Annotated in this window: 12 protein-coding genes, 1 pseudogene and 1 riboswitch; of the genes and pseudogenes, 11 read left to right on the forward strand and 2 right to left on the reverse strand. The window is 44.9% G+C overall.

What is annotated here, in order from left to right:
- Positions 1-214 precede the first annotated feature (214 nt).
- The 4 genes from napG (at position 215) to OCV50_RS18165 (ending at position 4,545) form a co-directional block, all read left to right on the forward strand.
- Entirely contained in the window at positions 215-994 is a 780-nt protein-coding gene (gene napG, locus OCV50_RS18150) for a ferredoxin-type protein NapG (RefSeq protein WP_150870166.1), read from the forward strand.
- Complete coding sequence (napH, locus tag OCV50_RS18155) at positions 994-1,839, forward strand: quinol dehydrogenase ferredoxin subunit NapH (protein WP_261905185.1); 846 nt, start codon at positions 994-996, stop codon at positions 1,837-1,839. The genes napG and napH overlap by 1 nt, the downstream gene beginning before the upstream one ends.
- A 328-nt stretch (positions 1,840-2,167) precedes the next feature.
- Positions 2,168-3,724, forward strand: coding sequence for a methyl-accepting chemotaxis protein (locus tag OCV50_RS18160; protein ID WP_261905186.1), 1,557 nt, complete (start codon positions 2,168-2,170; stop codon positions 3,722-3,724).
- A gap of 119 nt (positions 3,725-3,843) precedes the next feature.
- Positions 3,844-4,545, forward strand: a complete 702-nt coding sequence (locus OCV50_RS18165; protein ID WP_261905187.1) for a class I SAM-dependent methyltransferase — start codon at positions 3,844-3,846, stop codon at positions 4,543-4,545.
- A gap of 85 nt (positions 4,546-4,630) precedes the next feature.
- Here OCV50_RS18165 and OCV50_RS18170 read toward each other — a convergent pair whose 3' ends face one another.
- The gene (locus OCV50_RS18170; protein ID WP_261905188.1) at positions 4,631-5,842 is read right to left on the reverse strand and encodes an MFS transporter; all 1,212 of its coding nucleotides are present in this window, start codon (positions 5,840-5,842) and stop codon (positions 4,631-4,633) included.
- A gap of 91 nt (positions 5,843-5,933) precedes the next feature.
- Here OCV50_RS18170 and OCV50_RS18175 point away from each other — a divergent pair, with 91 nt between their 5' ends.
- The 3 genes and pseudogenes from OCV50_RS18175 to OCV50_RS18185 form a co-directional block, all read left to right on the forward strand.
- Positions 5,934-7,622, forward strand: coding sequence for an ABC transporter substrate-binding protein (locus OCV50_RS18175; RefSeq protein WP_261905189.1), 1,689 nt, complete (start codon positions 5,934-5,936; stop codon positions 7,620-7,622).
- A gap of 46 nt (positions 7,623-7,668) precedes the next feature.
- Positions 7,669-8,547, forward strand: coding sequence for a helix-turn-helix domain-containing protein (locus tag OCV50_RS18180; protein WP_261905190.1), 879 nt, complete (start codon positions 7,669-7,671; stop codon positions 8,545-8,547).
- A 94-nt stretch (positions 8,548-8,641) separates the two neighbouring features.
- A pseudogene (locus OCV50_RS18185) lies at positions 8,642-9,517 on the forward strand (nuclear transport factor 2 family protein); the annotation flags it as partial.
- 447 nt (positions 9,518-9,964) lie between these two features.
- Here OCV50_RS18185 and OCV50_RS18190 read toward each other — a convergent pair.
- Entirely contained in the window at positions 9,965-10,354 is a 390-nt protein-coding gene (locus OCV50_RS18190; protein WP_261905191.1) for an MAPEG family protein, read from the reverse strand.
- Positions 10,355-10,444: 90 nt separating this feature from the next.
- Between OCV50_RS18190 and OCV50_RS18195 the strand changes: the two genes are divergently transcribed.
- The 4 genes from OCV50_RS18195 (at position 10,445) to OCV50_RS18210 (ending at position 13,688) form a co-directional block, all read left to right on the forward strand.
- On the forward strand, positions 10,445-10,891 hold the full coding sequence (locus OCV50_RS18195; protein ID WP_315974664.1) for a hypothetical protein: 447 nt from the start codon (positions 10,445-10,447) through the stop codon (positions 10,889-10,891).
- A 151-nt stretch (positions 10,892-11,042) separates the two neighbouring features.
- A riboswitch (TPP riboswitch) is annotated at positions 11,043-11,154 on the forward strand.
- A 105-nt stretch (positions 11,155-11,259) separates the two neighbouring features.
- The gene (gene thiD, locus OCV50_RS18200) at positions 11,260-12,120 is read left to right on the forward strand and encodes a bifunctional hydroxymethylpyrimidine kinase/phosphomethylpyrimidine kinase (RefSeq protein ID WP_261905193.1); all 861 of its coding nucleotides are present in this window, start codon (positions 11,260-11,262) and stop codon (positions 12,118-12,120) included.
- A complete protein-coding gene (locus OCV50_RS18205; RefSeq protein ID WP_261905194.1) occupies positions 12,110-12,892 on the forward strand; it encodes an ABC transporter ATP-binding protein in 783 nt (260 codons plus the stop codon). Before thiD ends, OCV50_RS18205 begins: the two co-directional genes overlap by 11 nt.
- A 52-nt stretch (positions 12,893-12,944) precedes the next feature.
- Positions 12,945-13,688, forward strand: coding sequence for an ABC transporter permease (locus tag OCV50_RS18210; RefSeq protein ID WP_390905172.1), 744 nt, complete (start codon positions 12,945-12,947; stop codon positions 13,686-13,688).
- Positions 13,689-13,793: the final 105 nt, after the last annotated feature.

A 13,793-nucleotide genomic window follows, 5' to 3' on the forward strand; every position in this document is an offset into this window, starting at 1 on the left:
GATCTCGCTAACAAATATCCCTACTACTTTTGTGTATTAATTAAAAGCCATTGATTTGAGTCAATGGCTTTTTCATACCATCCTTTATAGATATCCAAAATACCTCAGATTATTGACTATGAGCTTTTCACTCAGTGGGTTCGTAGGAGAAGTCTATGGATAGCAAATAATAGCGAGCAAGAGTTGTTAGTGTTTCGCTCGTAGTGGGTGGTATATGAAGTCATCAAAACCAAAATTCTCCGAAGGTCGCCGCCGTTTTCTGCGCGATACCGCCAGAACTGCCGCTGGAGTTGGAGCCGCAGCGACAGTGCTAGGACTGCAATCTATGCAGAGTAAAGCACGAGACACAACAGGGCTGCCAGTGAGGCCGCCTGGCGCTTTAGAAGGTGAAGCATTTGAGTCAGCATGTGTAAGGTGTGGCTTATGCGTTCAAGCTTGTCCGTACGACACTTTAAAGCTAGCGACTTTGCTTTCGCCATTGCCATCAGGCACCCCTTATTTTAATGCTCGTGATATTCCATGTGAGATGTGTGAAGACATACCTTGCGTGGTGGAATGCCCAACTGGTGCGTTAGACCCACTACTTAAAGATATCGATGATGCGCGTATGGGTACCGCAGTATTAATCGACCATGAGAACTGTCTCAACTGGCGAGGTTTGCGTTGTGATGTGTGCTATCGAGTCTGTCCTCTAATAGATAAGGCGATCACGTTAGAGCACGTTCGCAATGATCGAACCGGTTACCATGCTAAGTTGATACCAACCGTTCACTCTGATGCTTGTACTGGTTGTGGTAAGTGTGAACAAGCGTGTGTTCTTGATGTATCTGCGATCAAAGTGATCCCGACCAACTTAGCCATGGGTAAGTTGGGTGAGCACTATCAGTTAGGTTGGGAAGAGGTCGACAGAGATCTAAACAACGCGCCAGTTGAAGATGTGATTCCAACCGATGCTCTCGAGTCTCTGAACTCCTTGAAGAAGGGGAATTTATAATGGCTAAGAATCTGGCAAAAAATGCAGGTAAAGAAGCGATCGAGACTTTAGGCTGGTGGCGTGCACATCGGTTTCTTATTCTAAGACGGTTATGCCAAATTGCAGTTATGATCTGTTTTATTGCAGGCCCAACGTGGGGAATCCTGCAAGGCAATCTATCATCGAGCCTGCTTTTAGGAACCGTGCCTTTGAGCGATCCCTTGATTGTGATGCAGACAATAGCAGCGGGTCATATTCCTGAGTTCACGGTGCTTGCGGGCGCGGGGATAGTGATTGCTTTCTATTTGATCGTTGCACCACGCGTCTTCTGTGGTTGGGTCTGCCCAATGAACATTGTTACCGATGCCGCTGCTTGGCTTCGTAGAAAGATGGGCTTGAAAGCGAGTTATCGTTGGTCGCCACAAATCCGTTACTGGTTAATTGGAGTGCTGCTGGTAGGTAGTGCTGTTACTGGAACGGTTTTATGGGCGTGGCTTGATCCAGTGGCGACACTGCATCGAGGGCTAGTATTTGGCATGGGCGCAGGGTGGATTCTTATTGCCTTGGTGTTTATCGTCGACTTGCTGCTTGTTGAACACGGATGGTGTGGCCATTTATGTCCATTAGGTGCCATGTATGGTGTGATTGGCCGTAAGAGTGTGATTCGCGTAAAAGCGGTTCGCCGCGAAGACTGTGATAAGTGTATGGACTGTTTTTACGTTTGTCCTGAGCCAGAGATACTTCGTCAGCCTTTGAAGGAAGGAGACAGACGAGTGATGTCGCAGAACTGTATCAGCTGTGGTCGTTGTGTAGATGTTTGTGCTGAGAAAGTCTTTGAGTTTAAAAACCGATTAGACGATCAGTAACTGAAGATGTAAATACGTTTTAGATTCCTCAAACCACTTGAACTCTCAAGTGGTTTTTTATTCATATCTATAAAAAATTCGTTTCACTTAATGTCTGATTTTCCACCTTAAAAATTGAGTAGTAACTCGAATAAAGTGAAAGTTATGTGGAGTATCAACATTTATTTATCATTGTTCTCAAAAATGAAACACATTCAAATTTTAAATGGTTGAACAAATGTAACAAGAAATTTATAAAGTAGTAACAGTTTGGCCAGGTGGTCTTTATAGAAGCGACGAAAACAAATAATAGATGCTTCTGTCGGTATTGCTGCTTTGGAATTGCTTGATGAAAATAAAACATAAACTATTTGGCCTGACTGGCCTAGCGATCAGTGCGCTTGTCGTTATTGTATTGATTACTGAAATCAGTAACTTAAAACTAATAAAGCTAGAAAAAACATTGATTGAAGTGAAAGATTTAGAACTTTCACTGCAAGAGATGAAAAGGATAGAGCTTCAGTTCTTGAACTCATCAGAAACCAGCTTGTCTGCTCAGTTTTCGAAGGAGTATGATCATTTCAATACTCTCTCACAATCTTTGCTTGCCCACCTTGTTGAACTTGAGGTTGTGGTAGATGACATGCCAAAGCTGCTGAAAGAAATAACCCAATACCAACAAGGGTTTGAATCATTGGTCTCCATTTACGGGGCTGACGAAACCAAAGCTACCAGCATCATCGCTCAGTCGGACTACCTCTACAACGACATCTATAAGATCTTCAAAGGTGTTGAGAAGCAGTTCGAACAAGAGATCGACTCTGCACAGTCTTCGATTAACCAATTTATCTTGTTCTCGCTTTCCATCGTCGTTGTTGCTCTTGCTTTGTTGTCTTACGGTTTAATCAACAGCATTCAACGCAGTATCTCTAATCTAAATCGGATTACCAGCCAAGTTGCGCGTGACCATGACTTAACGCTACGAGCTACGGAATCGAACGATGAAATCGGTGATATTGCCAAGGGTACCAACAAGCTGATTGTGAGTATTGAGAGTCTGATTACTCAAGTACAAAGCAGTGTTGAGAACCTAGGTGCTGTTTCTATCCAGCTTAAATCCAACAGTCACCAGACAGAGCTTTCACTACAGCAGCAACAGCTTGAAACGGACAGTGTTGCAACAGCGATCACCGAGATGGGAGAAACCATCAAAGAGGTAGCGGCAACGACAGAGCATGCAGCAAGCAATACACAGAAAGGGTTCACAGTTGCTCAACAAGGCTTGGTGGAAATTGAAACCACAAAGCAGACGGTGGCAGAGCTGTCTAATGAGTTGGAATCAGCTGAGAATGAAATTGAACATCTGTCAGAGCTTTCTTCAAAGATTAGCTCTGTAATTGGTGTAATCCACGAAATTGCTGAGCAGACCAACCTTCTAGCATTGAATGCTGCCATTGAAGCGGCACGAGCTGGTGAACAAGGTCGTGGGTTTGCAGTCGTAGCTGACGAGGTCAGAACGCTCGCGAGTCGAACTCAGACGTCGACGGAAGAGATCTCTAGCATCATCACTTCCGTTCAGAGCCAGACTCAAGCAGTTGTGTCGACCATGAAAGGCTGTCGTACTAAAGGCACAGTCAGTGTTGAATCTTCACAAGTAGCTTATCAACAGATTGAAGCTGTAATGGATGAGATGCAGAAAATCTTGGACAGCAGCACTCAAATTGCAGCCGCTGTAGAAGAGCAGAGCATGGTGTGTAATGAAGTCGCGCAGAACATAGTGGTGATTCGAGACACGACAACCACCAACGTTGAAGGTGTATCAGATAATACACGTTCAACTGAGATCGTTAGCCAGCAAAGCTCCGACCTTCAAAGTGCGATTGAAGCGTTTAAAGTTCATCGATAACACAAACCATTATTGAATTGTGCTGAGCCTAGTCAGCAATTGGTCAAACTTCATGTCATGGACAACAAGTTTGCAGGTTTCATGCTAGGCTCATGTTTTTGTTCAATAAAGGTAAAGTTATGTCAGAAATGTATACCAAGCATGCAAGCAAGTATGCCGAAGTGGTTAAGGACAATATCTACAACGCGCTGTTAGAGCGCCCGTCTACTTTATCGTTATTGGATGATGTGAAAGGTCTAAAGGTACTCGATTTAGGTTGTGGTCCAGGTGAGTACGCTCAGTGGTTTATGGAACAGTCAGTCGCAGAGTTGACCTGTACCGATTTGTCTGAAGAGATGATTAGCTTGGTGACAGAGCGTTTCGGCTCAAAGATAAACGCGTATTCTCAAGACCTTGCAATTGGGCTTCCCTATGAACTTGACCAGAGCATCGATGTAATTGTGTGCCCCTTAGTGCTGCATTACATTGAAGACCTCACTCCAGTATTTAAAGAGGTGCAAAGGGTTCTTAAACCTGGCGGTTACATGGTCTTCTCAACTCATCACCCATTTGCTGACTTCGAATGCTCTATTAATGGTAACTACTTTAGTCGTGAGTTTATTCAAGAAGAGTGGAATACCATAGGCGAACCTGTGCAGGTGAGCTTTTATCGTCGTTCACTTACTGAGATCTGCAATGCGATTGCTGCATCAGGGTTAGTGATTTCAAGGATAACCGAAGGTGAGGTGGACGAGCGAGTGCGTGAATTGGATGAAGATAGTTACCATCATCTGAAAAACAATCCAAACTTCATTTTTGTTCGTTGTGATAAGCCGGCTTAAATAAAAACACTTGTTGTCAGCGAACTCACTGGTTTAACGCCCAAAGCGAATTTCGTTTTGGGCGTTTTTGTATCTTATTGTGCGATTAACGGATAGAACGGACGCTGGTCGTCATCAACCAAAACGCAGTCAGTAGCTGTGTGATAAAGCATCCGACGAACAGCCACTCAATACCAATCAGTGATGTTAAATACCCTGATCCTGCTAAACCAAAAGGCATCAAGAGCTTAAACAATGAACCTGTAATGCCATTGACTCGGCCTAGAACGCTGACATCGAAGGCTTCTTGGCGGTAACTCCAGATACAGATGCTGCTATATAGACCCACCGCGGACACCCAAAAGAACCCAGCAATAAGCGCTGTTTGATTCTCCACTGCCAGTGGAATAACAAACCCGATGGATTCGAGTGCTATAGAGATAATGAGAAGCCATCCCAGCCCCCATCTCTTGCGTAGTTTATCGGCGCTGAATGCACCAATGAGACCACCAAGGCCAGAAGCGACGATGAGGTAACTGACGCCAACCGCATTCAATCCTAAATCTGCTTTGGCATAGTAGATTGCTTGAATCCAGAACACAGCACCTGTTGTGTTGATGACCATGACAGCAAGGGTGATCAACCACATGTTATGTTCATTGCGTAGTGCGTGCCATCCCTCTTTTATGGCGCTGAAAGTATTTTGTTTGTCTTTGTTGATGGGTGTTTTTACGTCGAGTCTTTTGAGCTGCCAAAACGCCAGTAACATCAGAAGCGCAACGCCGATAAAGACGTTATGAATGGTCGCCAGCAACATAATGGCCCCTGAGAGCACAGGTCCAACGGTTTCCATAAAACTACCCAAGGAGCTTATTCGAGCTGTCGCCACATTCTGAGTTTCATGGGAAAGCGCGCTTTTCTGAATCGACATTCGCGCATTATGGTAGCCGTAGTTAAACGCCATCATTAAGAACGCACATGGAAACAGAACCCATAATGGCTCTGCAAGGAACTCAACCGCGAGGAACGAGATAAACACCGTCATAGCCTGACCAAGCAACATGGTCAGCGACCACTGCTTTTTATCACTGCGATCAACCCACACGCCAATAAACAACGCCAGTAATAAGTTGGGCAGAAACTCAACAGCTCTCATCCAACCCATCCATTCAGAAGACTGGGTGAGTTCATAAACTAATAACGGCAATGCAAGCGTGTAAATTTGGCTGGCGAAGCTTACAAACAGAGCACTGCTAAACAGCGTAACGAAGGTTCTATTCTTCCAGATGGAGCCATGAGACTCGGCTAACGTATTCATCTAAATGTCCTTTTTATTTTTGGTAACACGGCTATTATTTGAAAATAAAAGATGAAGAAAAATAGAAATATAATTTTAGGATTTCACCTTTATGCGCTATTGGTTAGCTTTGGTATTTTTGCGAGATTTTGAATTTGAGATAGGTAAGTGGACACCGATTTCATTGGATGACATTACGAAAGCGTTGAACTGCACGCGTCGTAACGCTCAGCTAGTCATCAAAAGGCTGGTGGAAGAGTCGATAATCGATTGGAAGTCGGGTGTTGGCAGAGGTAACTTGCCTCAGCTTCTTCTCAAAGAGTCGGTACACACCACATTAATCGAACAAGCGAAGTTTTGGATGAATGAGGGGAAAGCCGATCAAGCATTGAACCTAATCAGAAACAAAGATCGTGATCAGTTTATTGCTGAGTTCGTTAGTCAATATCAACAGCAAGATAACGATCAAGACATTCTCCAAATCCCATTTTATCGAGCGACGCACAGCTTGATACCTTATGAAATATCAAGGCGTACCGAGCAACATATCGCTGATTACCTCTACGCTAAGCTGCTTCGCTTTAATAGAGGCTCAGGCCAGTTGGAAGGCGATTTAGCGCAAACTTGGGAACATACTGGTGATGCGCTTAAGCTTCGATTGCGCAAATCACTTAAGTTTTGGGATGGCTCAGCGCTTACTGCATTTGATGTGAAGGCTGCCTTTGAATCGATCATCTCGTCAAACTCGGTGAGTCGAGGTCTGTTCTTACTTATTGATGACTTTTCTGTGGTCGATGAGAGCACCTTGTTAATCCGCTCTAAACGTTTGTCTCACTATCTGCCAAGGTTGATGGCGCATGGTGCGCTGTCGGTTTCCAAATTGAACAGCGACGGTTCGATAGTCGGAAGTGGAGCGTTTCGATTGGCAGAGCAAACCAACTACCGAACTCTACTGACTGTATCTCCTCATTATCACGGCTATCGACCTTGGTTAGATGGTGTTGAGATCTGGAATATGGGCTTATCTGCAAATGACTTTCAAATGCACTGCGATATTGTGCATGGCAGCTCGGCTCCGGATATTGCTGATGAATTCACGCAGGTACAACAGTGGGAAGAGGGCTGTATCTACGCATGTTTAAACAGTGCAAACAACGCATGGATGAAGTTGACAAAACATCGTCGATACATCCAGCAGTTGCTGCAATCTTTGCCGATGAACGGTGTGAGAGACACTATGATTTATCGACGAGCATCAGGGATGACAAGCCGTGAACCCTTAAAACTAGGCAAAGCAGTAGACTTGTCTTCGGTAAATCAGGTGCCGTTGGAGGTGTTAACTTATCAGTTGCCTGGGCATATTGAAGCCGCTGAAAGTATTACTGAACTGCTGTGTCAGCACGGTTTAAATTCCAACCTTACTGTGCTGCCATATCCTGAATTTGATCAAGTAGAGCGACAATCTAAAGCGGATATTATCGTTTCTGGTGAAGTGTTTGGTGAACACAAAGAGAGTTCATGGCTCGGGTGGTTGTTGTGTACCAACACTGTGACGGCTAGCCTGAATAAGCAGTCAAAGTTATGGTTCGAGCAGCAAGTGTTTGATAATTTGGCTCAACCTGATGAAAATCAGCGTGTTGAAGGGTATCAGCGAATTGAACGCGAATTGATTCGAAAATCGATTTACATGCCTCTGTTTCAATGTGCTCAAGATATGAGAATCTCTCATAAAGTGAATGCGATGGATCTTCTTACTAATGGCTGGATCGACTTTAATCAAGTGGTCTTTGAAAACCGTTAGGCGAATTTCTGCGGTTAAATAGAATTAAAAAGAAAGGTGGTGGGTTTTGTCTATTCCTCAAGTTGGTTTTAGTCATCAACAATCGAATCAAGCCGAATTGCAGATTATGGAGCTATCCGATTTATATGAACAAGATAGGCTCGATCATAGCCCGGAGCGTGCTCACCGTATCAACTTCTTTGGGATCATATACATAGAACAGGGCACGGGAAACCACATGGTGGATTTTGAAGAGTATCCGTTTGATCAAGGCTCAGTTCTCTTCGTGCAAAGAGAGCAGGTTCATAGCTTTGATTTTTCCAATCGCCCAAAGGGGAAAATCTTACTGTTCACCCAAGCGTTTCTCGATCAAGTGCATGCCAATATGAAGCTGCCAAACTATACGCCGACGCACCTCAATGAAAAGCACTCGCCCTTGTTGCAGCTAGAAGCTCAAGATCAAACTCCAACATTGGTCTTTATTCGCCAAATGATCGAGGAAATCAACAGAGAAGGCAGCGAGCCTTTAATCGTGATGTATCTGTTCTCTGCCTTTGCTCTCTCTTTACATCGATTAAGACCTGAAATAAGGCAAGATAAACTGACTCAAGAGCAGAGCATTAGATTCGCACGCTTTTTTGAATTAATGCAAAGTCACTTTCACCAAATAAGAGATGCAAACTGGTACGCTCAGCAGATCAACACCACCTATAAGACACTCAATATCGTTTGCAAATTGGCGACGGGGTTGACCGCGAAACAGATGATCGATGCGTTTACTATTATCGAGATTAAGCGCCGCTTGGTGGTGAGTCACACTCCATCCCAACAAATGGCGTACGACTTTGGATTTGAAGATGCCAGTAACTTTGTGAAATATTTTAAGAACTTAACAGGGCTTACTCCAAGCCAGTTTAGTCAAAGATACAGAATTCCCGTACTTTAGGTTCGACATTCACCATAATTTAGCCCATTTTCACTCTAACGAATTCAGAGTTGCCCAATTAAGCTGTTAATAACAAAAACGAGAGGGCAACAAAATGATTACATCTCCAATTACTTCTTTCTTTTCTCGCACACTACTTGCTGCGAGTATGATGAGCCTCGCTGCATGCGCAAATGATTCCATGGTGAAAACCGATGACCTTTCTAACAAAGATAAGGCCGTTGCGGTGATATCAAGTATTGAAACCGGCGATGCCAACGCAATTAATTATATCAGTCCTACCCAATACACGCAGCACAACTTAGCGGTTGGCGATGGTTTAGAGGGCTTTGGCGAAGTGATGAAGGCACTTCCTGTAGGTAGCGCCAGAGCCGATGTTAAACGCGCTTATCAAGACGGCGATTATGTTTTTCTACATACGGAATATAATTTCTTTGGCCCTAAAGTCGGTTTTGATGTGTTTCGTTTTGAAGACGGAAAGATTGTCGAGCATTGGGATAACCTAGCCGAGCTAGCGACCCAGCCAAATCCAAGTGGCCGAACTCAGTTAGATGGGCCAACAAAAGTAACCGAGCTTGATAAGACAGAAGACAATAAAGCCATTGTTGCAGACTTTGTTAATACCATTTTAATGCAAGGCGACATGTCTAAAATCAACCAATTTATCGACGCCGAAGATGACGCTTATCTTCAACACAACACCATGGTCGCAGATGGCCTAAGCGGATTAGGCAAAGCGCTTGGCGAGTTAGCAAAAGTTGGTATGCCAATGGTTTACAAAGAGAATCACAAAATCTTGGGTGAGGGTAACTTTGTCCTCGCGATTAGCGAAGGCGTGTTTATGAATAAAGACGTCGCGTTCTATGACTTGTTCCGTCTTGATAACGGCAAGATCGTTGAGCATTGGGATGTGATCGAGAATATTCCGCCTCGCGAAGAGTGGAAAAACGACAATGGTAAGTTTGGTTTCGAGCACGACTACGTCGTGGAAGTGGCTTCTTTCAAACTTAAAGACGGTGTCGATCCACAAGAATTCGCAAAACTGGATAAAGCCGTTGCCGATAGTTACGTGTCAAAACAACCAGGATTTATTCAGCGTGAATCTGGATTAGTGGATGGCGATACATGGCGCGTGATTGTGCATTGGGAATCGCTGGATGATGCGGATGCATCGATGGAAAGCTTTATGAGTGCTTCTGCTGCGCAAGGTTTCCTAGCTGGCGCAGATACATCAACCATGAAGATGCAGCGTTACGAAAACTAGCTGTAATAAACTAAAAAAGACCTTATATCCGTAACTGTCTGTAGTTATAGGATATAAGGTCTTTTTTGTGTCCAGCATGCCTAACACGCGAACGTAGGCTATTTTCGAGCTTATAGAGATCGTGATTTTTGAAATTAGTTTGGTGATCTTTGATTAACTCACCAAGCATTGTCCCATAATCAAAAACGAACAGCCTATCGCAAACGACCAAGAGATCGATCGCATAACCCCAATATTGACCAAATACAAAATGTGGTAAGCCACTCGAAAACCGATATGGAGAATTGCAAACAACTGCACGCTCTCGTTGACAGTGTCAGTTGCTATGGCGAGAAGTATCGCAGCTGAAAATACGATGAGAGACTCAAACGCATTTTGGTGCGCGGCAAGTGCACGAGCTCCAAATCCCTTCAATTTCGCCTGCTGGTCGCGCGGATGATTATTGTCGTAACCACCGAGTCGGCTCATAGCGACAGCAACCGGGACTTTCGCTAGGTAGGGAAGCAGAGCTGCGGCGATTAAACAGTAAATTAGCGTATTCAATGGATATCCTAAGATCTATTCGTTGGTCAATTTCCCTGATGATATCAGCCAGTGTTATATAATGTTAATTGGTATTGTTTAAAGGAGTAGATTATGAGACCAGTTAAGATTATTTCTTTAGTTAGCGTTCTAATGTGTGTTTCTCCAGTCGCCTTCTCGGAAAAACCAGAATGGGCGGGAAAAGGGAAACCAAACTTAGAAGAGATAAAGTCGTCCTCCGACATTGAAAAGGCTGAAAAGCAGATTGAGGACCGCGATGAAGAACTCGAAGAGTTAATCGAAGAGAAAAAGAAAAAAGCTAAGAAAGTTAAAAATAAAAAAGATAAGAAAAAGCTAGAGAATGAGATAGAAGATTTAGAGGTTGAACAAGAGGAAGTTGAGGATCTAAAAGAGAAACTAAAAGATAAGAAATCTGGGCTCGAAAAACAAAAAGAGAAGAAAGCAGAGCAAGTTCGCAAAGAGGAAGGCAAAGGCTCAGAGCAAGGCCAAGCCAAAAGAGAAGAGAACAGCCAAAAATGGTGGAAGTTCTGGGAATAGACACACACATAGACTTAATGAGTAAAACTAACGCTCCAAGATACTATCGCCAAAGCTGATGGTTTTATGCCCGAAAACGCTTTCGTTCACGCTTTGGTAAATAATAATCTGCAAAATTATTACCTCCCTCGTGATAGTGCTGTTAGTATGGCTGCAATAGTCGGGGGGCAACTACATCGTTTTGTATTTGCTGAGATCGAATTTCGAGACCCGTTGAACCTGATTCAGTTAGTACTGGCGTAGGGAACTATTGACACTAAAACCTATGCGGTACTTCGATTCGTTATGTCTATTTTTACGATCTCTGGTGCCTAATCTTCTTAGTTTTAGTGCGGTTCTCCTGCGTCTTTTCGATGGTAGGAGCGACCATGACCCAGCATTCCAGCACAAAAATCGACACTCAATCTATTCCTTCAGACACACCTATTGTATTAACCATTGCGGGTTCAGACAGTGGCGGCGGCGCAGGTATTCAAGCTGATATCAAAGCGATGTCTGCAACAGGCAGCTTTGCTTGTTCAGTGATCACTGCGATCACGTCTCAGAACACTCAGGGCGTTTCTGCTATTTTCCCCATTCCTCTCGATCATGTCTCTAGCCAGCTTGATGCTGTTTTCAATGATCTTAACGTTGCTGCAGTGAAAGTTGGGATGTTGGCCGATTCAAGCATCATCAAGGTGGTCGCGGACAAGGTTAAGCAGTTCCAACCGAAACATCTGGTTATTGACCCAGTAATGGTAGCGACCAGTGGCGATCTACTGCTTGAGCAGTCAGCCATCAGCACTTTGAAAGAAGAGCTGATTCCACTCGCTGACATCATCACCCCAAATTTGCCGGAAGGTGCGGCACTGACAGGAAAACCTGTTCCTGAAAGCGAAGCTGATATGCAAGACATGGTTGAAGAGCTTCGAGCATTAGGCGCGAAAGCGGTGTTGTTGAAAGGTGGGCATTTAGAGCAAGATGAAAACAGCAATGACCTACTGATTCTGCCTACAAGAACAACCCTCATCAGTGCAAAACGATTCCCAACCAAGAACACACACGGTACTGGCTGTACGCTCTCTTCGGCTATCGCGTCTTACCTTGCTCAAGGTAATGACCTTACTCAAGCCGTTGAGTTAGGTAAGCGCTATATCTCTGAGGCGATCGCGCATGCCGATCAATTGGACGTAGGTCAAGGTCACGGTCCAGTGAATCATTTTTACGCAGGCCATGCGGATGTGCGATAAGCCTCTTGGCGTTGAGTTGACCAACGCCAGCATTCGCTACCTCGATAACGAACGATCGACACTGCAAGGTCTTAACTTGTCGGTTGCGGCAGCGCAATGGACGGTATTGCTTGGACGAAGCGGTTGCGGAAAGACCACAATTCTTCGTTATCTAGCTGGTTTACTGAGTCACAATATCGAGTGGCAGGGTGGGTTACACACCAGTGACGGTGAGCCATTGGAAGGTCGAATCGCGTATATGGCACAACAAGACCTTTTGTTGCCTTGGTTGTCGGTGATTGACAATGTTTGCCTCAGTCAACGCTTCTCAGGAAAAGGTTGGCGAGGTATGGAGAGCATTTCACAAAGCAGTGAACAGATTCAGCAGCGCGCAATGTCGTTGCTTGAATCCGTTGGGCTTGCTGAATACGCTCACGCTATGCCGCAACAATTGTCCGGTGGTATGCGTCAGCGAGTGGCATTGGCGCGTACGCTGATGCAAGACAAACCAATCGTGTTGATGGATGAACCGTTTTCAGCGTTAGATGCGGTCACAAGGCATAAACTGCAAACGTTAGCAGCCCATCTGCTTCAAGATAAGACCGTTGTCTTGATTACTCATGATCCACAAGAGGCGGTTCGACTCGCTCATCATCTTTATGTGCTGCAGGGAACACCTGCTTCAGCTCAAGCGTTGAAAGTGCCGACAACACTGCCACCTAGAACCATCGACGGCCAATGTGCCAGCATTCAGCAACAGATCTTGGAGCAGCTGGAGCAAGACTATGCATAGTTCCGAAGCGCTAACCAAGCCTCAATCAGTATTGAACCATGAGGATCGCTCTATGAGCCCGTTACTGCGTGTCGTGATAAGCACCGCAATTATTCTGGGTCTGTGGCAGTTGGTGGTTGTGGTATTTGAAATGCCTAGCTTTATTCTGCCAGCGCCTGTGGAAGTGTTTAACAAGCTAATTGAACGCTATGACGTATTGCTCAAGCACACGTGGGTAACAGCGCAAGAGATCCTTTTTGGGCTGCTACTTGGCTTATCGATGGGATTGTTCTTCGCACTTCAAATGTTGTTATTCGAACCGCTTAAACGTTGGTTGCTGCCGATATTGATTGCCAGCCAAGCCGTGCCTGTGTTTGCTATCGCTCCGGTCTTGATGCTGTGGCTTGGCTACGGCATTGCCTCCAAGGTGGTGATGGCGGCGATCATCATCTTTTTTCCTGTAACGACTTGTTGCTACGACGGTTTGCGTAATACGCCTCGGGGTTACCTCGACTTAGCTCAAACGATGGGGGCGACTAAGTGGCAACGGCTTCGCCATATTCAACTGCCGGCTGCATTGCCGACCTTGGCATCGGGTGTGCGTGTGGCGGTGGTGATTGCACCTATCGGCGCGGTAGTCGGCGAGTGGGTCGGTTCGAGTGAAGGGCTTGGGTATCTAATGCTGCAAGCTAATGCACGAATGATCATTGATGAAATGTTCGCTGCGCTGTTTATCTTGGCTGTGCTCTCTATCTCTCTTTACTTCATCACTGACAAGTTACTGAAAAAGGCGATCCCTTGGGAGAACCAGCACTAAATATCAATCGAGCTAAAAGGCTAAACCAGTTTAAAAACGGCGAGGGTAGATAGGTGTAACGCTGACACTCTGCTCGCCAACACACTATAAAAATCGAGAAAGTTC

The sequence above is a fragment of the Vibrio fortis genome, assembly GCF_024347475.1.
GTDB classification, from domain to species: domain Bacteria; phylum Pseudomonadota; class Gammaproteobacteria; order Enterobacterales; family Vibrionaceae; genus Vibrio; species Vibrio fortis.

Excerpts from the sequence above, each read along its gene's own strand:
- napG (WP_150870166.1), top strand. The coding sequence starts at position 215 with ATGAAGTCATCAAAACCAAAATTCTCCGAAGGTCGCCGCCGTTTTCTG.
- napH (WP_261905185.1), top strand. The coding sequence starts at position 994 with ATGGCTAAGAATCTGGCAAAAAATGCAGGTAAAGAAGCGATCGAGACT.
- OCV50_RS18160 (WP_261905186.1), top strand. The coding sequence starts at position 2,168 with ATGAAAATAAAACATAAACTATTTGGCCTGACTGGCCTAGCGATCAGT.
- OCV50_RS18165 (WP_261905187.1), top strand. The coding sequence starts at position 3,844 with ATGTCAGAAATGTATACCAAGCATGCAAGCAAGTATGCCGAAGTGGTT.
- OCV50_RS18170 (WP_261905188.1), bottom strand. The coding sequence starts at position 5,842 with ATGAATACGTTAGCCGAGTCTCATGGCTCCATCTGGAAGAATAGAACC.
- OCV50_RS18175 (WP_261905189.1), top strand. The coding sequence starts at position 5,934 with ATGCGCTATTGGTTAGCTTTGGTATTTTTGCGAGATTTTGAATTTGAG.
- thiD (WP_261905193.1), top strand. The coding sequence starts at position 11,260 with ATGACCCAGCATTCCAGCACAAAAATCGACACTCAATCTATTCCTTCA.
- OCV50_RS18205 (WP_261905194.1), top strand. The coding sequence starts at position 12,110 with ATGTGCGATAAGCCTCTTGGCGTTGAGTTGACCAACGCCAGCATTCGC.
- OCV50_RS18210 (WP_390905172.1), top strand. The coding sequence starts at position 12,945 with ATGAGCCCGTTACTGCGTGTCGTGATAAGCACCGCAATTATTCTGGGT.